We start from the raw sequence: 23,398 nt of genomic DNA, 5'->3' as shown, positions 1-23,398 counted from the left end.
CTCTCGTGTGCACGGCCGCCCGTCGGACGTCGCTGGGGGCGGCTGGAGGCACGTCTGGTTGGACCGACCGGGGGAGGAAGTGGGCTCCTTCGGGCGTCAGGGCGCTCGGGGCGGGGCAGGCGCGTGTGAAGCGGGCAGCGATGACAGAGTCCCGCAGTCGGCTTCACGTATCGGCCGGCTTCACAGCAGTAGAGGAGCGCAGAGCATGTCCCCGGTGAAGGAGTCCATCGAGGTCGACGTCCCGGTGTCCACCGCCTACAACCAGTGGACGCAGTTCGAGTCGTTCCCGCAGTTCATGGACGGGGTCGAGCGGATCGAGCAGCGTACGGACACTCTCACCCACTGGGTGACGAGGATCGGCGGAGTGGAGCGGGAGTTCGACGCGGAGATCACCGAGCAGGTGCCGGACACCAAGGTCGCCTGGGTGACGGTGGGGGGCGAGACCGAGCAGTCCGGTGTGGTGACCTTCCAGCCCATCGACTCCTCCCGCACCCAGGTGACGCTGATGATGGACGTCGAGCCTGAGGGGCTTGCGGAGAAGGTCGGAGACAAGCTCGGGATCGTGGACCGGCAGGTCAAGGGTGACCTGAAGCGGTTCAAGCACTTCATCGAGGAGCGAGGCGCCGAGACCGGCGCCTGGCGGGGCCAGGTCTGAGGGTCGGCCGACGCACAGCGGCGCGTCGGCTTCGACGGAGACGGGCGGGCCACGGACGGCAACGTTCTGACCAACGCGGCAACGGGCCTGCCGATGTGCCGTTCCGTGTGGACACTCGGCGCGGCGCGCCCGAACTCCGTCCCCGCCCCATGCCCAGACCCCCGTCTCGGCCTGCTCGGCTGGACCCAAGCGGGGATGGCAGTGCGGGCGACGTCGGGGTTGGACGCGGGCGTATGCCGGTGCGACGCACGGCCATGGTCCCGGGGGTCGGCCCCCACTTGAATGGGGACATGACACAGAACGCGGGTGGGAAGAGCGCCGGGGCGGTTCTCGGCGGAGCGACGGTGACGACCGGAGTGCTGGCGGGGGTGTGGTTCGCGTACGTCTGCTCGGTCATGCCCGCGCTCGCGCGCAGCGACGACCGGGTCTTCGTCGACGTGATGCGGAACATCAACGACGTGATCCAGAACCCGGTCTTCTTCACGCCCTTCTTCGCCGCCCCCGTCCTCGCGGCGGTGGCCGCCTGGCAGCACCGCGCCACCCGGGCGCGGATCTGGACGATCGCCGGTGCCGTCCTCTGCGTGGCCGTCTTCCTGATCACCTCGGCGGTGAACGTCCCACTCAACGACGCCCTCGCGGCGACCAGCGACCCGGCCACCGCCCGGGCCGCCTTCGAGGGTCCCTGGGTCACGTGGAACCTGGTCCGCGCGGTCCTCTCGACGGCGGGATTCGCCTGCCTGCTGAGGGCGATGACGGTGCGGAGCCGGGGCGCGGGCACAAGCCTGTGACTAGGGCCTGCCCGGCGGTTCGAGGGCCGTGGAGGGTGTCCTCCGTGGCGATCTCCTCGGCCGGCCGGGGGTGCCGGTCAACGGCGCCGGCAGCGGGTGGCCCGGCCGCCGCGGGACCACTGAACACCCGAACGGGCCGGCCGCGTCGCCGGAGCGATCGTGGACGCCCTCGTCAGCGACTGCGGAAGGGCCCGAACCTCCCCGGGTCACTCACCCGTGAACTCCTACGGGACCCCTGGGACGAACCGTGGTGGATTCGGCAAGACGCTGTCACCGAACCGTGAAGCACGCGCGCGAACCTGGTCCCACCACAGCGCTGTTCGTGCGCTGTCATCGGGGGGAGTACCACCATGAGTGCCGTTCGCAGAGCCGTCGTCGTCCTTGTCGCCGTGTCCGCGGTCGCCCTGACCGCCTGTGGGCCCTCCGAGGACGGCGCCGCGGGTGGGACCGAGGTACCGACCGTGACTCCCTCCGCGTCTCTCTCCCCGTCCACGCCGGTCAAGCCGCCGAAGCCCCTCAAGCCGACGACGCCCGCCGAGCCGACGTCTGCCAAGCCGACGGCACCCGCCAAGCCGGTCTCGCCGTCGACCGATCCGGACTACGACGTCTTCCCCTGCAGCACCTACGACGTGACGTTCACCGCGAGCCTGGCCGAGCCCACCACCAGCAGCTACCTGTTGAAGATCACCAACAGGACCGGCAAGCCGTGCCGGGTGCTCGGCCACCCCGTCGTGACCTTCGGCGACCTCGACGGGCGGGCGGTGGAACGCGGCACGGCCCCCGGCATCGAGGAGGCCATCCTGCTCGCACCGGGTAAGTCCGCCTACGCGGGGCTCATGGGCGGCCTGAAGGACGCCAAGAGCAAGACGGTCTCCTCGATCGCGATGACCATGAGCACCGAGTCCGACCTGAAGCAGGTACCGCTCAAGGCCTCGACACCCGGCCTCAACGTCTCCACCGGCAACTCCGTCACCGCCTGGATGGACAACGCCGAGGACGCGCTCAGCCTGTAGCCGGGCCGCCCGCGGCCGTGCCCTCGTTCCTGCCATGCCCTCGGCCCTGACCGCGCCCTCCGTCCAAGCCGTGCCCTCCGTCCCGATGGCGTCCTTAGCCCGCGGACGGCGCCGCCTCCGTCCCGCCGGTGCCGACGGCCTCGGCGTCTGCCGTGGCCGCGAGGTGGGCGTACCGCTGCCTCAGCTCCCTCTTGAGGGCCTTGTGGCTCGGGCCGAGCGGCATCGCGTCCGTGCGCACCACGATCCGGCACATCGACCAGTCTGTCCTGCCCGCCCACGTCCCGGCCTGATGGCCCGTTCCCGCCCCGTCGGCGCCGTTGTGGTGGGAGAGTCGTCTCCACGTCGTAGGCCGGTCCCCGCGTACGTGGGGACCCGTGGCTCCAATTGGAGCCACTTCGTTCGAGAGTGGGGACCAGCCCCCAGACCACGTCGTGTGCGGCCGACGTGAAGCATGCTTTCCACAGGAGCCTGGCAATCAGTGCTGGGACAGTCTTCCGGTCGGTGATCATCGCCAACGCCGACGTCTTCCCCGACCTGGGAACCGAGTGGTACGAGCGGGGCTTCCAACGAGCGCTCACCGCGCAGGCGGCGGCCTTCCAGCACCAGCCCCGACCAGGGGCTTCTGCGCATCGACGATCACTCCTGGCCGCGAACCACTTCTCCGGTCTGCTGCTGTGGATTCCGGCGACCAAGCCCATGTTCACCGGCAGCACCCAGCACTCCGAGGCGACCTCGACCGCTAAGCCGCCGCCGGCGCCCGCGCCTTCCTCGCCGCCTACCGATGACCACCGCCCGCGCAAGGTACATGGCTACCGCACTCCGGGCAGAGTTCAACGCTCAGCTTATGAACAGCGGCGATGCGCTGACCGCTTGAGCTCGCCATCATGTGCCGACAGGCAGCAGGCGTGCCCGGGGTTGCTGTCTGCCATCGGTGAACGCCACCCCGAGCGGGCGCAACGGTCACTACCGTCCAGACTCATGACAACGATTACGACACGCACGGTCGAGTATCCGGCCGACGGTTTGACGATGATCGGGCACCTCGCGCTCCCGGCCGGTGTCGACCGGAGGCCCGCGGTGCTGCTCGGACCAGAGGGCACGGGGCTCAGCGACGTCGAGCGCCGCCGAGCCGATGCCCTCGCGGAGCTGGGATACGTAGCGCTGGCCTTCGACTTACACGGTGGGCGCTATCTGGGTGACCCCGAGGAGATGCTGGCCCGCTGCATGCCGCTGCTCGCCGACCCCGACAGGATGCGAGGCATCGGCCATGCCGCGCTCGACGTGTTGCGCACAGAACCGCGAACCGACCCCGACCGGATAGCCGCCGTCGGCTACGGCACCGGGGGCGCCATCGCGCTGGAACTCGGGCGCGACGGCGTCGACCTGCGAGCGATCGCGACAGTCAACGGCCTGATCACGGGCCGACCGGGCGAGGCGGCGCACATCCGCTGCCCGGTATGGGCCGGGGTCGGGTCGGAAGACCCGATCATGGCGCCCGCCCAACGGGAGGCGTTCACCGCGGAGATGCAGGCCGCGGGCGTCGACTGGCGCCTGGTGGTCTACGGAGGAGCCCTGCACGCCTTCCACCATCCAACGGTCGACCACATCGTGCGTCCCGGCGTCGGCTACCACCCGCGCCACGCACCGCGAGCCTGGCGTGATGTCGTCGATCTGCTCGCCGAGTGCCTGCCCGTCACGGATTGAATTGATCCGATCGGCTCCCGATACTCACTCCTGCTGTCACTCACTCCTGCCTGTCGTCGTCTGTATCCAGCTCCGAGGCCTCCGGGTCGCGCAGCGGGCGCAGGGCGCCGGCGGCCGGGGGTGAGGCCGTGAAGAAAATCCGAAGCGGCCGACTCCCAGCAGTCGCCAGCCCGCGAAAAGGAGCGGCGGTTGAGGGATCTCATACGCGCTCGTACGACGGCGAGGAAGGCCGACGCGAAGGTAGTCCAGCGTGAGCGAGAGCTCAGCGAAGGGCGTTCCGCGCATGAGGCTGCCGAACAGCAGGCCGAGAAGGAGGCCGGCCGGATCCGTCCGTCGGCTCAAGCATGGAGTCTGGGCAGCCCCGCCGCCTCCCCGCGAACGTGTCAGCCAGGAGAAAGCCCTTGCCCCTTAGTTCGCCGGTGCTGGTCTCGGGCTTGTGCCCGGGGCGGGACCGCTCACGCGTGGCGAGTTCGTGTCAACCGGCCGTCACGTTGGGGCACGGGGGAAGACTCTCGTCGAGGTGGTGTCCCAGGGCCTGCAAGCCGCGGACGACGGAGATCGCGTACTGACGGGCCTAGGTGACCTCCGGGGTCCGGTGGGGTCGCCGGTGTCGGCGCGGTGTGGTCCGCCACGGACGGGACGCTCCTGACATGTGGACGACCGAGGTGCGCGCGGCGACGTGCCCCGCAACGGTCAGGCATTCACGGCGGCGTGGACGCGAAACGCGAGGGAATGGTCGACCGGCTTGCGGACGGGGCGGCATACGATCACCGCGCGCGGCGCCGCGCGGCACTCGGTGCTCCGGCGCGTACCGTTGCCGGAGGAGGACTCGTGATGCCGCAGTGCGACGTGGCGATCGTCGGAGCCGGCGCGGCGGGACTGTCGCTCGCCTGGCGTCTGCTCAGCCCACCCGCCGGTGTCCACGCCCCCGCCGTGGTCCTCGTCGAAGCCCCGCCCGGTTCCTTGCGTCCGCCCGAACGGACCTGGTGTTACTGGGAAGAGGGACCGGGAGAGTACGACGACCTGGTGACCGCCACCTGGGGCCACCTCCGGGTCCGGGCCGGTGTCGGCCCCGCCACCACCCGAAACCTGGGACCGCTCCGCTACAAGATGCTGCGCTCGCCCGTCTTCGAAGAGGGCCTGAGCTCGCGCCTCACCGCCCTGACCAGGGTCGAGGCGGTCGTGGAAAGGATCGAGGACCGGCACGACGGCGCCACACTCGTCTGCCGGACGTCCGATGGCGCGCCGAAATCCCTGAGGGCGCGCTGGGTCTTCGACTCCCGTCCACCCGCCCCCGCGCCCGCCAGGACCGCGCTCCTCCAGCACTTCAGCGGCTGGTTCGTGCGCACGGACCGGCCCGTCTTCCAGCCGGACGTCGTGGAGCTGATGGACTTCCGTACACCACAGCCCCGGAACGGCCTGTCCTTCGGCTACGTACTGCCCACCGGTCCCCGCGAGGCGCTGGTCGAGTACACGGAGTTCGGCCCGGCAGCCCTGACGGAGCCCGCCTACGAGGCGGCACTGCGGCACTACACCCGCGACGTGCTCCACCTCGGCCCGCACGACGTCCTCGCCCGGGAACGGGGCGTCATCCCGTTGACCGACGCCCACCACACGTCCCGCGCCGGACGTCACGTCTTCAGGATCGGGGCGGCCGGCGGAGCGATCCGTCCCTCGACGGGCTACGCGTTCTCGGCGATCCAGCGACAGACCCGCGCCGTCGCGGCCGCCGTCCACGACGCCCGCACACCCGTCCCGCCCTCTGCCTACGCCACCCGCCATCTCGCCATGGACGCGGTCCTGCTGCGCGGTCTCGCGACCGGCCGGGTGCGGGGCGCGTCGTTCTTCGGCCGCCTCTTCCGTACCGTCCCGACCGAACGCCTTCTGCGCTTCCTCGACGGTCGCACGAGTCCCGCGGAGGATGTGCTGATCGGGCTGCGAACCCCCGTCCTGCCCATGCTGCGATCCGCCGCAGGCCTCCCGTTCCTCGCTCGCACTCCCCGCTGAGCGGCACCCTTTCCCGCTACAGCACCCCAGAAAGGCCGTTGGATGAGCCCTGAGCCCGTACGGGCAGCGCGCCGCGGACGCGACCGGAAGGCCGAAGTCGTCCCCGCCCACGAAGGCCGCGCGCGGCACACCGGAAGAAACGCGCCCCGGTGCGCCGTCGTCGGGGGAGGGATCGCCGGCCTCGCGGCGGCGACCCTTCTGGCCGAGCGCGGCCTCGACGTCACCCTCTACGAAAGGGAGGCCTCGCTCGGCGGACGCCTTGCCGGGTGGCCCGTCGAACTCGCCGACGGCTCGGCGGTCACCATGAGCCGCGGCTTCCATGCCTTCTTCCGGCAGTACTACAACCTCCGTGGCCTGCTGCGGCGCGCGGATCCCGGGCTTGAACGACTCCGCAGCATCGGTGACTACCCCCTCCAGCACGCGTCCGGCCTCTACGACAGCTTCGCCCGGGTCCCACGCACCCCGCCATGGAACGCCCTGGGCTTCGCCGCCCTCAGCCCCAGCTTCGGCTGGCGCGACATGAGCCGCCTGGACGCGCGCGCGGCCCTGCCCCTTCTCGATGTCCGGCTGCCCGAACTGTACGAGCGCTACGACCGGATCAGCGCCCGAGCACTCCTGGAACGCGTCCACTTCCCCGAGGCGGCCCAGCACCTCGCCTTCGAGGTCTTCTCCCGCAGCTTCTTCGCCGACCCGTCAGAGCTCTCCGCGTCCGAACTCGCCCTCATGTTCCACATCTACTTCCTCGGCTCCTCGGAGGGCCTGCTCTTCGACGTGCCCGACGAGCCCTATCCACAGGCACTGTGGGATCCTCTCGCCCGCTACCTCGACGGCCACGGAGTACGGATCCGCACCGGTACACCCGTCCATGCCGTGGATCCCGATCCGCGCGGAGGACACGCCCTCGTCACCGGGGAGGGTACGGACCGCGCCGACGCCCTCGTCCTGGCCCTCGATCCGGGAGGCCTGCGCTCCCTGGTGGCGAACTCGCCCGCCCTCTGCGACGAGGCGTGGCGCGCCAGGGTCGGCCGCCTCGCCTGCGCACCGCCGTTCCTCGTCCACCGGATCTGGCTCGACCGGCCCGTCGACGCGGACCGGCCGGGATTTCTCGGTACCAGCGGCTACGGGCCGCTGGACAACATCAGCGTCCTGGAACGCTGGGAGGGCGAGGCGTCGCGTTGGGCGCGGAAGTCCGGCGGCTCGGTCGTCGAACTCCACGCCTACGCGGCAGCACCGTCGGCCGAACCCGAGACGCTCGCACGCTCCCTCCTGGCCGAACTCCACCGCGTCTACCCCGAGACGCGGGCCGCCCGGATCGTCGACGAGCGCCGACTGTGGCGCGCCGACTGCCCGTTGTTCGCCATCGGAGGCGCCGCCGACCGCCCCACGGTCACCACGCCGGACCCCTCCGTGACCATCGCCGGTGACCTTGTCCGCACCGACCTTCCCGTGGCCCTGATGGAGCGCGCGGCCACCACGGGCTTCCTGGCCGCCAACGCGCATCTGGGCCGCTGGGGTCTGCGTGGCCAGACCCTGTGGACCGTTCCCCGGCGCGGCCGATCCGCGCTCCTGCGCCGCCTCGCCGCCGCCGCGGGCCGACCGTGACCCGGACATCAGCAGGCCCAGAGGGTGCCGGCCGGCCGTCGGAATCCGCCGGTCAGCCAGGAAACCGCCCCTGGAGGCGCAGCGACCAGCGCCGCTCCGCGTAGGCCAGATCGTCCCGCCACAACCGCCCGGCCGCTGCCCGGACAACCGGTCTCAGCAAGGGCGCCGCTGCCCTGGCGAGGGCGAACCCGCGCCGGTCCGAGACGGCCACGACCGCTTCGATCACGGCTGTGCGAGGGCGCCGCGACCCGGACGCCGTCAGCGGCGTGGCATGTGTCTCCACCACCGATCCCGCTCCCTCACCCGCCTCGATCCGCATCACGACGGTACGGGGTTCCGGCGCGCTGAAGGCGGCCCGCACCGGCACGACGGCGCGCCCCGCGACCTTGAACGCCACATCCACCACCAAGGCGTCCTCCTCGTCGGCCGCATCCTCCGAGGGCACCTTGAGAACCTTCAGATCCACGAACGAGTACGGGTGCAGCCACGCGCCGTGCCAGGGGTCCAGACGGTTGGCCACGACATCCTCCGGCTCGCACGACCCCACCCCGGTGTAGACCGCGCTCACCGCCCGGCCGCCGCTCGCCCGCACCGGCACCATGGGCCGCTCCGTGGGCTCCTCCCCACCCACCGCGTCCAGGCGCACCCACACCAGCAGCCCGTCATCATGGACCGGCCACGGCTGCCACCCGGCGAAGGGCCGCCCGTCCAGACTCATGCCGTGCCAATGGCAGATCAGCGTCCCGCACCGGACCACGGCGTCCTTCAGGGGCGCCCCCAGATGGGGACAGGCCCCCGGGCCTGCCACCGCGGCCCCGTCCTCATCGCGCCAGAGCACCATCTCGACCCCGCCGACGCAGCGGCCGAGCGGACGATCGGACCGCACGTCGCGACTGTCCGCCACGACATACCAGTTGCCCGACGCACGGGACTGCGCACGCCGCAGGGCGGCCGCGATCGACGCGGGCCGCGCCTCGCGCCACGTCGGCCGCTGCCGCTCCCAGGCGACCGTCCCCCTCCGCCACCGCAACGGAATCCCGCTCACCGTTCCTCGCCTCCGGGCCGCGAGGCATGCGGCACCCAGGCCGATTCCGGGAGCCTCGCCGCCACCGGTGGGACGTGTGCTTCCAGGGGGCGGTCCGGCTGGCTCGCGGACGCCGGCCGGAAGACCGGCCACCCTCTGCGGGCCGTGACGGCGCGGACGAAGCCGCGCCCGGCCACCGCCAGCCGCCGTCGCCTGCCCACGACGGCCCGCCGGTGCAGCACGGAGAAACCGTCGTCCTCAATGGCCCGCAGGATGTCGCGGTACAGCACGAACGCCGTCCGGACACAGGGCGCCGACACCGGGTGGAGCTGGCCGATGCCCGGCTCCGCCGCACGGTAGACGTGACGCGTGAGAGAGGCGGCGGCCTTGAGCGCCTCGGTGATACGCCCGTCGTGCCGGCCCGTCGACCGGCTCCACAGCAGAAGAGAGCGGTCCACGCCGTAGGCGCCCAGCAGATCGGCGGGCAGGTAGATCCGGCCCCTGTCGAGGTCCTCCCCGACGTCCCGGAGGAAGTTCGTCAGCTGGAACGCCACACCTAGAGCCGCGGCCTGCGGCTCGGCCTCGGCCCTCGGTACGACCGTGCCGAGGACGGGCACCATCTGCAACCCGATCACGGCGGCCGAACCGTGCATGTAGGCGGCCAGGTCGTCGTACGTCGGGTAATCCGTGATCGACAGGTCGCTGCGCATGGAGGCCAGGAAATCCGTGAAGTGGCGTGCCGGAATGGCGTAGCGAGCCCGGGTGTCGACGACGGCCCTGACCACGGGCTCCTCCACCCGCCCGCCGTCGAGCGCCTTCGCCCACTGCGCCTCCAGCGTGTCCAGAGCCGCCTCCCGTTCAGCGAGCGTGGCACCACTTCCAAGGTCGTCGACGATGTCGTCCGCGTGGCGCGCGAACCCGTACAGGGCGTGGACTGCGGACCTCCGATCCGCCGGAAGGAGCCTCGTGGCGAGGAAGTAGGTCCTTCCATGACGCGCGTTGAGCCAGCGGCAGGCTGTGTAGTCGGCGCGCAGCTCGGCATCCAGGACGCCCGCCGCGTCGAGCTCCCGGGCCGTCACTTCGCTGCCTCCTGCCGGTTCACGACCGGCAGGGCCGGGCTCGCGCGGCGGATACGGCGGTCCGTCACGCCGGTGATCCGCAGGGCGGCGAGCTTGCCCGAGACCAGAACCGTCGGCACACCCACCCCAGGAGTCGTGCCACACCCCGCCAGCACGGCGTTCGCCGTGCCGCGGACGAGATTGCGCGGCCGGAACGGACCGGTCTGGGCGAAGGTGTGCGACACGGAGAACGGCGTGCCCGCCGCATGCCCACGCGCCGCCCAGTCGGCAGGCGTGACCAGACATTCCTCGTCGATGGCGTCACCCAGCCCGTGCAGGCCGCGCCGCTCCAACTCGCCGATGAGTGAGTCCCGGTACCGCGCACCAAGCTCACCCCAGTGCATCGCGTCAGGACCCACCTCGGTGTTCGGGCACGGCGCCAGGACGTAGTGCAGATGACGACCGGGCGGGGCGAGCGACGGATCGGTGGCCGTCGGACGGGTGATCAGCAGAGAGGGGTCGCTCATCAACCGCCCGGCACGGGTCAGCTCGCGGAACGTGCCGTCCCAGGCGCCTCCGAACGAGATCGTGTGGTGCCCCAGCTGCGGCCACGTCCGGTCGGTTCCGGCATGGAGCACGACAGCGCTGGGGGAGTGTCGCAGCCGGACAGGACGCCGGGGAGGACGTCCCAGCAGCTGATAGGAGACCGGCAGATCGGGGGTCAGCACCACCGCGTCGCAGGCGATCCGGCCGGAAGCGGTGACGACCGCGGTCACGCGCTCCCCCCGCCGCTCCAGGGCGTGGACCGGCTCGCCGAACCGTAGCTCCGCACCCGCGGCGCCGGCCACGCGGGCCATCGCGGCGGGCACGGCGTGCATGCCGCCCCGAGGGAAGTACACGCCCGCGACCGTGTCCATGTAGGCGATCACCGCGTACGCGGCCAGGGCCCGGGACGGCGCCACACCCGCGTACAACGACTGGAAGGAGAAGACCCTCCGAAGCCGCTCGTCCCCGAGGAAGCGGCCGATCGCCCGGTCCAGCGGCCCGAAGCCGCCCATGACGGCCAGCCGGGCCAGATCCGGATGCAGCAGCTGCCACGGCGAGTCGAAGTTCGCGTCGATGAACCGACCCATCTGCAAGGCGTACAGGTCGGTCAGCCACCGGCGCAGGCGGCGGTACCCGGCAGCCTCCCGAGCCCCGGCGAACCGTTCCACCTCCGCTGCCATGGCCTCGGCGTCGGTGTGGACGTCGAGGTGGCTCCCGTCCGCGAACCGTGCCCGGTAGGCGGGATGCAGGGCCACGAGCTCGACGTGGTCCCGCATCCGCTCGCCGACCGCCGCGAAGGTCTCCGCGAGCAGATCCGGCATCGTGAGCACGGTGGGGCCCGTGTCCATCAGATACCCGCCCCGCTCGATCCGCCCCGCGCGGCCACCGGCCTGTGCGTCACGCTCCACCACCGTCACCCGCCGCCCCGCCCCCAGCAGGTGCAGCGCCGCGGACAACCCGGCCAGACCGGCCCCCACGACGACGACGTGATCGGTCCGTCCCGACAGCGACCTCACCGCAGATCTCCGATCGGCGCGACGTCGAACGTCCCCACCTCGGCCTGCGGCCCAGCCCCTCCGGCCGCTTCAGGAAGCCCGCCGGATGCCAGGCCACAGGCACCGCGCAGCAACCGCACGAGAGGGGACGTCGCGGACGGGTCGAGCCCCGCCCCTGCGAGAGCGTCCTCGCTTCGGCGCAAAAGCCGCTCCACCTGGGCCACGACCAGTTCACGCGCGCCGGCACGATCCATCACCTCGTGAGCCCGCCTGACCTCCTCGTCGGCAACCCCGTACTCGGCACCGACCACCTCGTCCAGGACACGCAGCCCGGAATGGTCCCCAGCGGCCTCGCAACGCTCCCGGGCCACCGCGACCAGATACGTCGGCCTGCCCTCGAGCAGATCCTCGCCCACCGGCTTTCCCGTCACGGCCGGGTCGCCGAACGCACCCTGCAGGTCGTCATACAGCTGGAAGGCCACCCCCGCGTACCGGCCCGCCTTCCCGAGCGCCGCAAGGGCTCGCGCCGGCGCCTCGGCGAGTGTGGCACCGAGCAGCAGCGGACGCTCCACGGAGTACAGCGCGGTCTTCAGCACGGCGGACCGCACCGCCCGCGCGGAAGACCGGTCGGCCGTCGCCTGCGCGTGCAGATCGAGATACTGCCCGGCCACCATCTCCGTTCGCAGCGCCCGCCAGACGGCGGCCGCAGACACCGCCGCCGGGGATCCGGCCGTGGCCTCCGCGAAGGCGTCGTCGGCCCACACCAGAGCGAGATCGCCCGCGAGCACGGCCCCCGCTCCGCCGAACGTGCCGCATGGGCGGTCACGCCGCTGTGTCGCGTACTGCTCGTCCATCTCGACGTGCACCGCCGGCCGTCCCCGCCGGAGCGGCGAGCCGTCCATCACGTCGTCCTGGATCAGCGCACACGTCTGAAGGAGTTCCAGGGCGCCCGCGACACCGACGGTCGCCGCCGCGTGCGGCGCTCCGCCGCCCGCGGCGCGCATGCCCCACCAGCACAACTGCGGACGCATGCGACGTCCCCCCTGGAGGGTGAAGCGTGCGACCCGGCCGGCGAGGTCCGCCGCGAACAACGGGTCCAGAGCCTCGGCCTCCTCGAGCCGGCGCTCGAGCGTTGTCGCCAACACCCTGTCCACGACCGCCGCCACATCGTTGTCGACATGGAGCGGGTCCACTGCACGCATGGGACCTGCCCTTCACCACCGGCCGCCGGGAGACCGGCTCGCTCGGCGCATGCGTACCGCGGCGGAGGCATCGCACATCCGGACTTACGCCGTACGGATCAACCCTTCCGTCCCGGACGACCCCTGCGCGTGAAGCGGGACGGGCAGAGCCGCACCGGTACTGGTCCGCGAGCGCCGCGAAAGTCGCCCGGACAGTCCGGCGTGGCACACCGCGCGTCGAGCGGACCAGCCCCAGGCTGGAGCCGACCAGGAGGACCTCCATGACCCTGCTCCACGACGACCGCCTCGCCGAAGCCTTCGACCGCGCGGCCCCCTCGTACGACCGCATGACCGCCGCGAACCCCGGCTACCACGGACACCTGCGCCGCTCCGCCCGCCGCCTGCGCCTGCCCGACGAAGGCTCAGGTCTGTCCGTCCTGGACCTCGGATGCGGAACAGGATCCTCGACCCGTGCCCTCCTGCACGTGGCGCCCCGCGCCACCATCACCGCAGTGGACGCCTCGGCAGGGATGCTGGAGCAGGCCCGGAACAAAACCTGGCCCCCCTCCGTCTCCTTCGTCCACACGACGGCCGAGAATGTCGGCTCCACCGATGCCGCAGGGGCGCACGACGCCGTATTCGCCGCCTACCTCTTCCGCAACCTCGCCGACCCCGACACGGTGCTCCACACGGTCCGCGAACTCCTGCGCCCGGGAGGACGGATCGCGGTCCACGAGTACGCGCTCAGCGGCCGACCGGCCCACCACGCCGTATGGAACGCGGTGATGAGAGGCCTGGTCGTGCCCTGGGGCCGACTGCACGGGGACGCGGCCCTCTACCAGCACCTGCATCGCAGCGTGCTCGATTTCGACACGGCGGAGCAGTTCGCCGACCGTCTTCAACGCGCCGGATTCGTCGACGTCCGGGTGCTGCCGCTGCCCGGATGGCAGACAGGCATCACCCACACGTTCCTGGCGACGCGCGGCTGAGACGGCTGCGGGTCGCTGCCGACGCGGGGCGGTGTCCCCGGGTGCCGCCCGCCTGGCACCCCATGTCGACCCGACGATGTTCAGCACGCTTCTGAGCCTCACCCGGCGCCAATGCACGTCGTGTCGGCCATGAAGCGCGGCCGAACACTGCTCCGGTGCCGCGTTCGGCTTCGAAGGCAGGCACTGTTCGTTCCATGTGGAACGGACACGTCCAGGCAGGGGCATGGCGTGACGCCCAGCCTGCAAGAGGGCCGCCCCGGGCGCGGCGTCTGGTCATGGTGGAAGCGCTCTGGGCCGCATCGGTCACGGTGCCGCCAAGGTGCCGCTGCAGGCGCCGGCCCAGATCAGGATGTGCGGGAGCCGTGGTCCAGATCGGCGGGCAGCGACTTCTGGTCCTGCTGCACGCCACTTAGCGGCCCCCTCCCGGTATGAATCACGGGAATGCGAGGTGGCGTGCCGCGCTGTGCGCTACCGTCTCGTCTGTCGAACACGGTTACGAACGGGGTTCGTTGGATGTTGGCGGAGGGGCTGGCGGCGCTGGCCGCGGCCGGAGGTGCTGCAGTCGTCCAGGCAGCCGGGACCAGCGCCTGGCAGGGCTTGCAGCAGGCGGTCGCGCAATGGTTCGCCCGGGGCGACGGGGCGCGTCAGCGCGTCGAACTGGAACGACTCGACCGTAGTGCGGCCGCCCTGGAAACAGCACGCGCCGACGAGCGGGCCGGCGTGCGCAACGGCCAGCAAGGAGCCTGGCAGGCACGCTTCGAGCAGGCGCTGGAGAACCTGAGCGACTCCGAGCGTGAGGAGGCCGCCGAGATCCTGCAGGGCCTGTTGCAGAGACACGCACCGGTCGACGGAGCGGAGACGCCTGCCGACGGCCCGATGATCCGCGGCGACGTGAGCATCCGTGCCGATCACGGTTCCGCGGCAGCGGTGCAGATGCGTGACGTCACCGTCGGAATCCCTCCACAGCCGGGTCCGCAGCAGGGCTGAGCGGGCTCGGAGACGGCAAGGCCCAGCACGTCACGGCAGACACGATCATCTCGGCCACCATGGGTGGATTCGCGGTCGGGCACGCCGACAACATCACGTACTACTCCTCCGCGCCGGAGCCCGGGGACGGTCACCGCGCCACGCGAACGGGCGCCCCCGACCACCGGCTCGGTGAGTATCTGCGAGCCGTCCGGTCGGCAGCCGATCAACTTCCTCACCCGGGGCTGGCACCGGAGCTCGACGCGCCGGCACTGGCCGATGTCTACGTGGCGCGGCGCACCTCGACCCGTGCCGCGCGGGCTCCCGCGCCCGCTGAACAGATCTTCGCCGGCGACAGCCCGATCCGCGTCCTGCTGGCAGGCCCGGGCCACGGCAAGTCGACGCTCCTGCGCCAGCACCTGCTGTTCGCCTCTCGGCATCTGCTGACGACGGAGACCGACCCCGCTTCCTCGGCACTCGCCGTCCCGGTGCTGATCAGGGCCGGAGAACTGGTCGGTGCGCCCCTGCTGGCGCCCGCCCTGGCACACGCGGTGACCGAGGAGTACGGTCCCTTCGGGCTCCGCGAGGTGGTGCACGAGGACTTCTTCCGCCGTCCTCCGCGCAGCGGCGCTCGGTGGCTGGTGATGGTCGACGGCCTTGACGAGGTACCCGACCGGACGGCCCGGCTGTCGCTCCTCGACCGCCTCGCTCGCGAAGCCGGGCAGACCGACACGCCCTACCGGTTCCTCGTCGCGACCCGCCCCCTGCCCCGCGGCGAGCTCGACCGGCTGCCCCATACCGCCGACCACTTCACGCTGGAGCCCTTCACGGACGCCGACGTGCGCACCTACGTGGACAGACGTCTGCAAGCTCTGCCCGATGCCGACCGTCACGTCCGGGCGTTCCTGCACGGTGTACGCCGGACCCGGCTGGAAGAACTGGCCCGCATCCCGCTGATGACGGCCATGCTGTGTCACCTGTACGAGGCCGATACCGATCGCCCGCTGCCCGAGGGCCGGGCCGGAGTCTTCCGGTCCTTCGTCGAACTGCTCTACGAGGAGAACGTCCACAAGGGCGTCAGCGACCTGCACGACCGTGCCATCCACACCCTGGTCAGCCGCTATCAGATCCCAGCGGACCGCCGCACCGTCACCAAGGCCGCAGAGCGCGCCCGGGAACACCTTCCGGCTCTCATCGACCACCTGGCCCACGAAAGGATCAGCGGGAACCGGACTCCGGCCACCGCGATCATCACCGCGCACCCGCACGCCCGACGACCGGACAAGGTCAAACCACCGCTGTGGGACGCCCTGCTGGCCTCGCTCCTACGGACCTGCGGTGTGTTGGCCGAACAGGGCGGCGACGTCGAGTTCCTGCACCGCACACTCCTGGAGTACCACGCCGCCCGTCACGCCACCCGCGACCCTCAGACCCGAACACTGCTCTTCGACCAGCTGTTTCCCGCACACCGGCTGCGCGACAGACTCCGCCGGGCGAGCCGGCGCACGTCCGACATGAAGCCCCTGGATCCGCTGGGCCTGGAACCGTCCTACCTGGGCTTCCTTCTCGACTCCCTGCTGGCCTCGGAGGGGCCGCTGGCAAAGGCCACGCTTCGGGCCATGGAAGAGCTCTTCGGACCCGGCGCCATCACCGGATACCACCTGCTCAAAGCGCAGCTCCAGCTGGGCAGCAGCCTTCCACGTCCCAAGGTCGCACAGTGGCTGACCACGTACACGAACAGCCCCGCCGCAGACGACCGCAGTCGCGTGGAAGCCGCCTGGGACCTGGCAGAGCTGGAGGGCCACATCGACGACGGCGCACGGCTGCTGACCTGCCTCGCCGGTGACCGCGCGCTGCAGCCGGACCACCGCAGTTGGGCCGCCGAGATCCTGGCCGGGCTGGAAGGCCACGAGACAGCCGGGGCCACACTGCTCCTCAAGCTCATAGAGGAACAGGCACCTCACAACGACCCTGACAACCTCCTCGCCGGCGCCCGGGCACTGGCCCGGACGCCCAGCCATGGCTTCCTCGGAGTGCAGCTGCTCACCGAGTGCGCCATGGACCCCGAGAGCACGGACTACCTTCGCTGCACGGCAGCCCGATACCTCACAGAGCTGGAGGGGCATCGCGAGTCCGGTGCCGCGCTGCTGCTCAACCTCGCCCAGTACGGGTCCGTCACCGCTGCTCAGTATCTGTCCGAGATGGACCCGCCCCACCGGGAGGACGGCGTCGGCCTGCTCACCGCGTTGGCCGGAGTCCGCGCCGGGACACCGGATGACCGCGCGAGCGCGGCCCAGGCACTGGCCGGGGTGGCCGGTTACCATGACCGCGCGGTCCGTCTGCTCACCGGCCTTGCCAGGGAGTCGATACCCGGAAGCCACTCCCAACTCACGGCTGCCGAACGGCTTGCCGAGGTGGACGCGGAAGCAGCCGCGGAGCTGATTCTGCCCGTCGTGACCGGCCGCAGCAGTCACCCGGACAACCACCTGCGCGCACTCCAACTCCTGGCCCGCTCCACCACCTACCAGGGCGAGGCCGCTCGACCACTTGCCGCCATCGCATCGGACCGGGCGAGGCAAGCGCACCACCGCACGGCTGCCGCAGAGGCGCTGGCGGAGGTGGACGGGCACCGCGAAGAAGCGGTCCTCCTGCTCCTCGGCATCGCACAGGACGGAGGCGTCGAACTGTGGGACAGGGTCACCGCGGTCTCCAGACTGGCCCAGTGGGGAGAAGAACGCTCGGCAGACCTCCTGTCTGCCTTCGTTGCGGATCCCAGGACCCCTGCGGACCTCAAGATCACTGCCGCGAGATCCCTCGCCACACTGGACACCCACCGCGCCGCGGGCATGCGGTTCCTGGCCACGTTGGCCAACGACCCCCGGGCGGGCAAGGCGACGCGTACCCAGGCAGCGATCGCGCTCACCACTCTCGACCTGTACCGGGTCCGTCGATGACATGCGGCCGGTTGATCGGCAGGGCACGGCCCAGCGTCACCTCTCGCCGCCCACCACGGCCCCGCCCGGAACAGCGTGAGGTGAGCAGGAGGTCCTCGTAGCGGGTGGAGGTGCGGTGGTGGAGGAGGTCGGCTGCCTGGGTGGGGTCTCCGGCGTCGACGAGGGCGCGGGCGCGGGTGTCCTGGATGATCTCTCGTTCCACGCGGACGCCGCCGATGCGTGTGGCGGACTCGCCCAGGGCGGTGAGTGCGTCGGCAGCCTTGCGGGGCCGGCCGGCGGTGATGTCGGCCAGTGCCTGGACTACGGGGGCGAGGACTTCTCGGTGGTCGGGGCGTGGATCGGTGGCGGCTCGTCGGGCCAGGGTTTCCAGGTCCTCCGTGGCCGCTTCGACGGCGAGGGCCAGGGCGAGGTTGAAGGTGTGGAAGATCTCGGCCGTCCCGCCGGGTGCCGCGAGAAGTTCTCTGATGTGGTCGAGGTCGCTGCGGCCGGCGGGTTCCTGTCCGATGAGCAGGAGGCGCCAGTTCGTGGCCGCTCTCATGCCGACGTCGTCGCGCGACCGCGCTGAGTCCGGCAAGTCGACGACTCTCCATGTTGGTGAGAATCAGCAACGCCCACCTTGGAGCCGCGCTCGCTGAGGGGCTCAGGAATGATGTCTCTGTTCGAGGTCGACGGAGGGGCTGTCATGGAAGCCGAGCTGGGCGAGCTGATTCATCTGGCGGATCCGCCGGGGACGAGCGGTCACGTCGTTTCGCTGCGTGTGTTGGAGCTTCCAGCTCCTGGCAGAGACTGTCTGGACTGCGAGTTCGTAGTGGAGACCGAGACTGTCAGAGGCAGCTTCCCCGTCTATGTCATGTCCGATGACCTTGATGACTGGCAGGAGGCACTTGAGGAGCTCGCCGCAGGCCGGTTCGTGTCGTGGCTGAACTCGGGTCGGACGGTCCAGTTCAAGATCAAGCCGCTGAGCCCTGGTGTGATCAGGGTGTCGCTCCATGACGGCCCGTCGTCGCAGGTGACGGTCAGCTTTCCTCTCTTCCCGGAGGCCGGCTGGATCGATGATCAGCGTGCTCGTCTTGAGAGGGTGCGACGAGTTTTCGCCGGCTGATCGTCCGGACGTCGTTGGTGTTCGGCTCGTGATCAGCCGGCGGCCTGTTGTTCGGCGCGGGCTCGGGTGGTGGTGAGGCGGTAGGAGTCTGTGCCGGTTTCGATGATGTTGCCGCCTAAGGTGAGGCGGTCGACGATGGCCGCGCGAGGCGGGGTTCGGTGAAGGTCTTGGTCCATCCGGAAAAGGACTCGTTGGAGGCGATGGCGACGTAGTTCTTCTCCTCGCGTTCGGTCAGGACCTGGAAGCGGAGTTCGGCGCCGCGGCGCCCGCGGGATGGTCCAGCGGAGGACGCCGCCCCCGAGATCCTCCTGGGGGCGCCCCCGCGCCCGCGGGGATGGTCCGTCGGTCATCTACCCGGGCACGCCCACTGCCACTGATAGCGGCATCGAGCCACCTGGCTACGACTGGGCTCGTTCCTACGTCGGATATCTGGGAGGGCGGCCGCGCGACGTCAACGCCTACAAGGACGGCCGAACTGTGCCCTCCGAATTCCGCATGTCCTACACGGCATGGGACAGCAAGGGACGCTACGCGGGCGCTGACGCCACCGAAGTGTCGAACCTCATCTACACGGCTGGCCGGGGTTGGAAGAATCTGGGCACCGCGATCGACAGCCGAACCGGTGGAGGCGTACCCCTGCCGGGGCAGCCATGAGATGGTCGGTCCCTCTGCACCCGAAGGAAAAACAATATGCCTCACAGTGCTGTCGCGCGCGTGCGTGAAATTCTCCCGCCGCCCCTCTCCGGCGGCGACTCTATCGACTGGGAGGAGATCGAGAGGACGGCACGTCTGACGCTTCCTGCCGACTATCGCGAGTTCGTGGAGCTGTACGGAGGCGGAGAGATCGACGAGTACCTGTCCATCAGTACGCCGCCCGTCCCCGGATCGGCGTACGGGGACCTCCTGGACAGAATGGATCTCGCCCTCTCGCACCAGGACCGTGAAGATCTCCTTGCGCTCCTGCCGGGAGATGTGCTGCCCTCACTCCTGCCCTTCGCGGATTCGGCGAGCAGCGATGTCGCGTTCTGGCTGCGCGAAGGCGCTCCGGACGACTGGCGCGTGGCCGTCTTTCGGAGACAGACGCCGTACGGGATGAACTGCTGGACCGTATTCGACGGCGGTATGGCGTCGTTCTGCGTAGCGGTCCTGACCGGCGAGGTGAATCCGCTCACCCAACGCATGTCGACGAGAGATCAGCATGAATTCCTGTCCTGGCGCCAGGTGTAGGGCCCGGTCGGATTCGAAATCCCCCGTGATGGCGAGCTCGGACGGCCTTCCATGTACACCGAAGTGACCGGTTTGCCCCTTCTCTGAGGGCCTGTGAGACCCGGTCAGCCGGGTTGATGGCGCGACAGAGCCCCCGGATCCCGGCGGTGATGATTCCATTCATCACCGCAGACAGCCCGGGGGCTCTGCTCTGGTGGCGCGCCTCGCCTGCCCGCCGTTGCGGACTCGTCGTCGTGACCGCGCACATCAACCGGTCCAAAGTGCTGGAGGTGAGGTCCTGGACCGCTCGCGGGCGGGCTCCAGCAGGCTCTTCACATGATGCGGGTCTGCTGCGCCAGGCCTCCCCGGAGTCCTCGGTAGGCGAGACCGAGGAGGAAGGAGTGGAGAAGAGCGGAGAGGGCCAGCGCCGCGAAGGAGTACCCGGCCGCCAGGCCCGAGTTCCCGTCCCCCAAAGCCAGGGAGGATCAGGAGCATGTTGGTGGGCGCGGTGATCATGATGACCCAGAGGGCTGCGAAGCTGCTGTCTGCGGTCGCGGAGGCGAACAGGAGGGGGAGCGCCGCTACGGCCACCAGGCTGAGGTAGACCAGCGAGGCGGGGTTAGCGAAGGTGAGCCTGACGAGTGTGCGGGGGCGGCTGTCTCGCATGATCGATTCCTCATGGGCGGATCGTTTCGCCGTGTCGACGATGGCTCCATCCTGTGGCGGGCGGGTCTCCGGTGACTGAATAGCGGTACTCAAATTGCCGTAGGGGACGCCCTGAGGACCCTGAGTTCGGGAATCGACCGAGACTGGCGATTCGCACGCACGGTGCTGCGTCCACACCGTCACACAATGCAGATGGAGCCCCGGGACCGGGACCAACGGCACGGGGTCTCACTATCACCCGCCAGCCACGGGCAGGTTGTGCCACCAGGTCGTGCCCGGCGCCGTTTGCCCCCGGCCACGAGGACCATGACCAGCAGCCAGAACGCCTTACGACGTTCGTCGACGGCCGCGAGGTCAAGGATCTTCTGAAGCTGCTGCTTGATCTGACGGCGGGTGATCAGCATCGCCGGCGTATGCGTCGGGCGCAGTCCGGAGCGGCGGCTGCTCTCCGATCCGTCTGCAGTGACGGCGCGGGCGCAGGAACAGAACTACCTTGTAAGGCTCCTGCGGGTTCTGTGCGTCGAACCATTTAACGCCCTGTGAAATCGGGCGCAGGCCCGGGACGAGTTCATCGAAGATGACGTCTCACTCGATCATAGCGATCGGCGCCCTTGGTTCAGCAGACCGAAGACCTCAGCGGTCTCGGTGGCCAAGGCACGGAGTTGCTGGATGCCCTGCCGGCAGTGCGGCTGGTCCGGGGCTGCCGCGCTGTCGGCGTACACGTGAACGTGGCTCTGGCAATAATTTCGTAGCCGGAGATCATCTCGATGACACAATCGGGACGACTCCAGCGGGCATTTTCAGCCGAAGGTGCCATCGTCACGGACGGAGTAGTGTTCGCAACCGTCGTGCTCGAAACGCACGCGCCCGTCGAATCGAGAGTCGGCGTGGGTGCAGGCTCCCCAGTCCAGGCCCAAGTCTCCGCTCAGCGGGATCCAGAACCGGCATCCGCCGCATTGCTCGTCGAACCATTCATCCCGGTAGCCAGGGTTTCCCGTGGAGCGATTGAGTAGCTGCAACCAGCGTCTGTGGACGTCGTCGCCCGTGTCTCCGCTGCCGTCCGTCTGCGGCCTGCCCAACGCCATCTGTTCCCCACCCTCCCGCTGAATTCGCAGGATCAATCTGCACGGAACCGGCGGCTATCCGCCAGCTGATTTCTCCGACCCTGAGGGCGTCGGCCCAGTGCGTCGTAGACATCACCTGCAAGGATCGGTCGGCAGGTCCGCGTAACGGCGACGAAGGTGTGCCATCAGAACGACGCGGTGGCGAAGCAGAGGAACGTCAGCGCGGCCGGCCATCAGGCGCTTTTGCAGTTTGACGTCGGTGATGCGGCCTTCATTGACGCCCGAGCTGTAGAGGGTGGTAACTCCCTGCGCGGCGGCGTGCTGGTCTTCGCGCAGGGCTCTGGCGAGGCCGACGAGAGGTGCCAGTCCGCTGTCTGCGAGGTTGTTCAGCCAGCCCGGGAGGGGCGCCGCGTCATGGTTGTCGAGCATTGTGGCAAACCGCCGGACCAGGTCGTGAGTCTGCCTGAGTTCAGGACGGTGGTCGAGGAGACGGGGCAGACGGTCGCTGATGTGGAGGTTGCGCCGGTGTAGGTGGTGGTGATCCAGCCGGCGGCTTCACGGGGGGAGAGCGGGCGCTCGCGTGGCTCGTCCAGGGGCAGGCCCCGTCTGAGGGGTGCGACGGCCATTTTCCAGCGCTGGTAGTGGCCGAGGGAGCCCTTGGTTTGGAGTGCCTCGTGCAGGATCTTCGCGCTGCGTTGTCCTTCGACCCAGCGTAGTTGCAGGTAGTCGAGGTAGGGGTCCAGGTTAGAAGGCTTGCGGGGCAGGCGGCGCATTACCTCCTGCCAGGTGCGGGCCCGGGCGTATTTGCCGACGGTGCGGCGGTCCAGGCCGAGCTCGCGGGCCACGGAGCTGTGGCTCCGGCCGGTGCAGGTCAGGGTCTGAACGGCCTCGAACAGTCTGCGGGCATGTCGTGCGGCCCTGGTGTCCTCCGCGGTGTTCCCGGCGACCTCCTCGGCCGGTGCGGGATCGCTCTCGCCGGCTGGGGGAACTGCTGTCGGCAGGCAGCCGCGGTGACCGGAGGTGATGTCCTGGAGGCGGCGGGAAAGGCCCGGCCAAAGGTGGAAGCGGTCGCTGACGTGCACGGCATCGGGGGCGCCGCTAGTGATGCCCTGCCGGCAGGTGAGGGAGCCGTCGCGGCGGGATCATCGAGACCGGCACCGAGTCCTAACGCCTCGCCCAGACCAAGGCCTAGCTGGAGAGGGCACACACCCGCTCAGCCTGAAGGGCCACCCGCACCAGCCTCGGACCACGGCTGTCTCTTCCGAGCGAGAGGCCCGCGAGGTGCTGGCCGCGCTCACGAACAGGATGGTCGAGGTCGGGCTGCGGTTGCACCCGGACAAGACCCGGATCGTCTACTGCAAGGGCGGCGACCGCCGGCGCTCTTTCGAGCACACGGCGTTCACGTTTCTGGGGTACACGTTCCGCGCCCGGAAGAACCGGAGTCGGCGCGGGAACCTGTTCCTGTCGTTCGAGCCGGGGATCAGCAAGGAGGCCCTGACGAGGATCGGCAGGGAGGCGCGGTCCTGGCGGCTGCACCGACGTGTCGATCTGACCTTCCACGAGCTCGCCCGGCAGGATGAACCCTGTGATCGGGGCTGGATCAACTACTACGGCCGGTTCCGGCCCTGGGAGTTGAACGGCTGCTTGACGCGCATCAACACCTACCTGGTGCGTTGGATCCGCAAGAAGTACAAACGGCTCGCGGCTCAGAAGAGGGTCTACTCGAAGAGGCAGGAGATCACCCGGCGATCCCCCCCGCATGTTCGCGCACTGGCGCCTCACTACGGACGCCGCGGAGGTCTGCTGATCAGAGCGACAGGAGCCGTGTAACGAGAGAACGGTTCTGTGAGGGCCGAGGGGGAGATCCTCCTCGGCTAC

At 70.1% G+C, this 23,398-nt stretch carries 23 protein-coding genes and 3 pseudogenes; 13 read left to right on the top strand and 13 right to left on the bottom strand.

Going from position 1 to position 23,398, the window contains the following annotated elements; translation table 11 throughout:
- The first annotated feature begins 205 nt into the window (after positions 1 to 205).
- The 3 genes from ABT129_RS24100 (at position 206) to ABT129_RS24090 (ending at position 2,456) form a co-directional block, all read left to right on the top strand.
- Positions 206 to 655 (top strand): SRPBCC family protein, encoded by a 450-nt coding sequence (locus ABT129_RS24100; RefSeq protein ID WP_351905175.1) that lies wholly within the window; start codon positions 206 to 208, stop codon positions 653 to 655.
- A gap of 290 nt (positions 656 to 945) precedes the next feature.
- Positions 946 to 1,443: an anthrone oxygenase family protein gene (locus tag ABT129_RS24095; RefSeq protein WP_351905172.1), complete on the top strand. Its 498-nt coding sequence runs from the start codon at positions 946 to 948 to the stop codon at positions 1,441 to 1,443.
- Between the two features lie 350 nt (positions 1,444 to 1,793).
- A complete protein-coding gene (locus ABT129_RS24090; protein WP_351905169.1) occupies positions 1,794 to 2,456 on the top strand; it encodes a DUF4232 domain-containing protein in 663 nt (220 codons plus the stop codon).
- Between the two features lie 94 nt (positions 2,457 to 2,550).
- Here ABT129_RS24090 and ABT129_RS24085 read toward each other — a convergent pair whose 3' ends face one another.
- The gene (locus ABT129_RS24085) at positions 2,551 to 2,697 is read right to left on the bottom strand and encodes a hypothetical protein (RefSeq protein WP_351905167.1); all 147 of its coding nucleotides are present in this window, start codon (positions 2,695 to 2,697) and stop codon (positions 2,551 to 2,553) included.
- Positions 2,698 to 2,861: 164 nt separating this feature from the next.
- On the opposite strand from ABT129_RS24085, the pseudogene ABT129_RS24080 reads away from it, so the two are divergent.
- The 4 genes and pseudogenes from ABT129_RS24080 to ABT129_RS24065 all read left to right on the top strand — a co-directional run.
- Positions 2,862 to 3,125 (top strand): annotated as a pseudogene (locus ABT129_RS24080) (TetR/AcrR family transcriptional regulator C-terminal domain-containing protein); the annotation flags it as partial.
- A gap of 309 nt (positions 3,126 to 3,434) precedes the next feature.
- A complete protein-coding gene (locus ABT129_RS24075) occupies positions 3,435 to 4,160 on the top strand; it encodes a dienelactone hydrolase family protein (RefSeq protein ID WP_351905250.1) in 726 nt (241 codons plus the stop codon).
- Positions 4,161 to 4,994: 834 nt separating this feature from the next.
- The gene (locus ABT129_RS24070) at positions 4,995 to 6,167 is read left to right on the top strand and encodes a lycopene cyclase family protein (RefSeq protein ID WP_351905164.1); all 1,173 of its coding nucleotides are present in this window, start codon (positions 4,995 to 4,997) and stop codon (positions 6,165 to 6,167) included.
- 42 nt (positions 6,168 to 6,209) lie between these two features.
- A complete protein-coding gene (locus tag ABT129_RS24065) occupies positions 6,210 to 7,769 on the top strand; it encodes an FAD-dependent oxidoreductase (RefSeq protein ID WP_351905161.1) in 1,560 nt (519 codons plus the stop codon).
- 52 nt (positions 7,770 to 7,821) lie between these two features.
- Here the strand turns inward: ABT129_RS24065 and ABT129_RS24060 are convergent, their stop codons facing one another.
- The 4 genes from ABT129_RS24060 to ABT129_RS24045 are packed head-to-tail and all read right to left on the bottom strand — an operon-like array spanning position 7,822 to position 12,594.
- Positions 7,822 to 8,814, bottom strand: coding sequence for a Rieske (2Fe-2S) protein (locus tag ABT129_RS24060; RefSeq protein ID WP_351905158.1), 993 nt, complete (start codon positions 8,812 to 8,814; stop codon positions 7,822 to 7,824).
- The gene (locus ABT129_RS24055) at positions 8,811 to 9,872 is read right to left on the bottom strand and encodes a phytoene/squalene synthase family protein (RefSeq protein WP_351905155.1); all 1,062 of its coding nucleotides are present in this window, start codon (positions 9,870 to 9,872) and stop codon (positions 8,811 to 8,813) included. Before ABT129_RS24055 ends, ABT129_RS24060 begins: the two co-directional genes overlap by 4 nt.
- Positions 9,869 to 11,413 carry a phytoene desaturase family protein gene (crtI, locus tag ABT129_RS24050; RefSeq protein ID WP_351905152.1) on the bottom strand — a complete coding sequence of 515 codons (1,545 nt, stop codon included), beginning with the start codon at positions 11,411 to 11,413 and terminating at the stop codon, positions 9,869 to 9,871. The genes ABT129_RS24055 and crtI overlap by 4 nt, the downstream gene beginning before the upstream one ends.
- Positions 11,410 to 12,594: a polyprenyl synthetase family protein gene (locus tag ABT129_RS24045; protein WP_351905149.1), complete on the bottom strand. Its 1,185-nt coding sequence runs from the start codon at positions 12,592 to 12,594 to the stop codon at positions 11,410 to 11,412. Before ABT129_RS24045 ends, crtI begins: the two co-directional genes overlap by 4 nt.
- A gap of 260 nt (positions 12,595 to 12,854) precedes the next feature.
- Between ABT129_RS24045 and ABT129_RS24040 the strand changes: the two genes are divergently transcribed.
- The 3 genes from ABT129_RS24040 (at position 12,855) to ABT129_RS24030 (ending at position 17,482) form a co-directional block, all read left to right on the top strand.
- Positions 12,855 to 13,562, top strand: coding sequence for a class I SAM-dependent methyltransferase (locus ABT129_RS24040; protein WP_351905146.1), 708 nt, complete (start codon positions 12,855 to 12,857; stop codon positions 13,560 to 13,562).
- A gap of 513 nt (positions 13,563 to 14,075) precedes the next feature.
- Entirely contained in the window at positions 14,076 to 14,549 is a 474-nt protein-coding gene (locus ABT129_RS24035) for a hypothetical protein (protein WP_351905143.1), read from the top strand.
- 59 nt (positions 14,550 to 14,608) lie between these two features.
- Entirely contained in the window at positions 14,609 to 17,482 is a 2,874-nt protein-coding gene (locus tag ABT129_RS24030) for an NACHT domain-containing protein (protein WP_351905140.1), read from the top strand.
- On the opposite strand, the gene ABT129_RS24025 is transcribed toward ABT129_RS24030, so the two are convergent.
- Complete coding sequence (locus tag ABT129_RS24025) at positions 17,448 to 18,020, bottom strand: hypothetical protein (RefSeq protein WP_351905137.1); 573 nt, start codon at positions 18,018 to 18,020, stop codon at positions 17,448 to 17,450. The genes ABT129_RS24030 and ABT129_RS24025 overlap by 35 nt on opposite strands.
- Before the next feature lie 111 nt (positions 18,021 to 18,131).
- Here ABT129_RS24025 and ABT129_RS24020 point away from each other — a divergent pair, with 111 nt between their 5' ends.
- The gene (locus ABT129_RS24020; RefSeq protein WP_351905134.1) at positions 18,132 to 18,584 is read left to right on the top strand and encodes a DUF5959 family protein; all 453 of its coding nucleotides are present in this window, start codon (positions 18,132 to 18,134) and stop codon (positions 18,582 to 18,584) included.
- Positions 18,585 to 18,616: 32 nt separating this feature from the next.
- Here ABT129_RS24020 and ABT129_RS24015 read toward each other — a convergent pair.
- Positions 18,617 to 18,849 (bottom strand): annotated as a pseudogene (locus ABT129_RS24015) (ATP-binding protein); the annotation flags it as partial.
- Between the two features lie 449 nt (positions 18,850 to 19,298).
- Here ABT129_RS24015 and ABT129_RS24010 point away from each other — a divergent pair.
- Complete coding sequence (locus tag ABT129_RS24010; protein ID WP_351905131.1) at positions 19,299 to 19,811, top strand: SMI1/KNR4 family protein; 513 nt, start codon at positions 19,299 to 19,301, stop codon at positions 19,809 to 19,811.
- 311 nt (positions 19,812 to 20,122) lie between these two features.
- Here the strand turns inward: ABT129_RS24010 and ABT129_RS24005 are convergent, their stop codons facing one another.
- The 6 genes and pseudogenes from ABT129_RS24005 to ABT129_RS23985 form a co-directional block, all read right to left on the bottom strand.
- Complete coding sequence (locus tag ABT129_RS24005; RefSeq protein WP_351905128.1) at positions 20,123 to 20,263, bottom strand: hypothetical protein; 141 nt, start codon at positions 20,261 to 20,263, stop codon at positions 20,123 to 20,125.
- A gap of 13 nt (positions 20,264 to 20,276) precedes the next feature.
- A pseudogene (locus ABT129_RS38090) lies at positions 20,277 to 20,456 on the bottom strand (SCO4225 family membrane protein); the annotation flags it as partial.
- Positions 20,457 to 20,635: 179 nt separating this feature from the next.
- Complete coding sequence (locus ABT129_RS24000; RefSeq protein ID WP_351905247.1) at positions 20,636 to 20,884, bottom strand: DUF5958 family protein; 249 nt, start codon at positions 20,882 to 20,884, stop codon at positions 20,636 to 20,638.
- A 372-nt stretch (positions 20,885 to 21,256) separates the two neighbouring features.
- Entirely contained in the window at positions 21,257 to 21,541 is a 285-nt protein-coding gene (locus ABT129_RS23995) for a DUF3027 domain-containing protein (protein ID WP_351905125.1), read from the bottom strand.
- A gap of 111 nt (positions 21,542 to 21,652) precedes the next feature.
- On the bottom strand, positions 21,653 to 21,949 hold the full coding sequence (locus ABT129_RS23990; RefSeq protein WP_351905122.1) for a hypothetical protein: 297 nt from the start codon (positions 21,947 to 21,949) through the stop codon (positions 21,653 to 21,655).
- Positions 21,907 to 22,602, bottom strand: coding sequence for a hypothetical protein (locus tag ABT129_RS23985; protein ID WP_351905119.1), 696 nt, complete (start codon positions 22,600 to 22,602; stop codon positions 21,907 to 21,909). The genes ABT129_RS23990 and ABT129_RS23985 overlap by 43 nt, the downstream gene beginning before the upstream one ends.
- A 199-nt stretch (positions 22,603 to 22,801) precedes the next feature.
- Between ABT129_RS23985 and ABT129_RS23980 the strand changes: the two genes are divergently transcribed.
- Positions 22,802 to 23,350 carry a group II intron maturase-specific domain-containing protein gene (locus ABT129_RS23980; RefSeq protein WP_351905116.1) on the top strand — a complete coding sequence of 183 codons (549 nt, stop codon included), beginning with the start codon at positions 22,802 to 22,804 and terminating at the stop codon, positions 23,348 to 23,350.
- Positions 23,351 to 23,398 lie beyond the last annotated feature (48 nt).

The organism is Streptomyces sp. NPDC002057, assembly GCF_040296665.1.
GTDB lineage: Bacteria > Actinomycetota > Actinomycetes > Streptomycetales > Streptomycetaceae > Streptomyces.
This window is presented reverse-complemented; position numbering and strand designations above follow the sequence as displayed.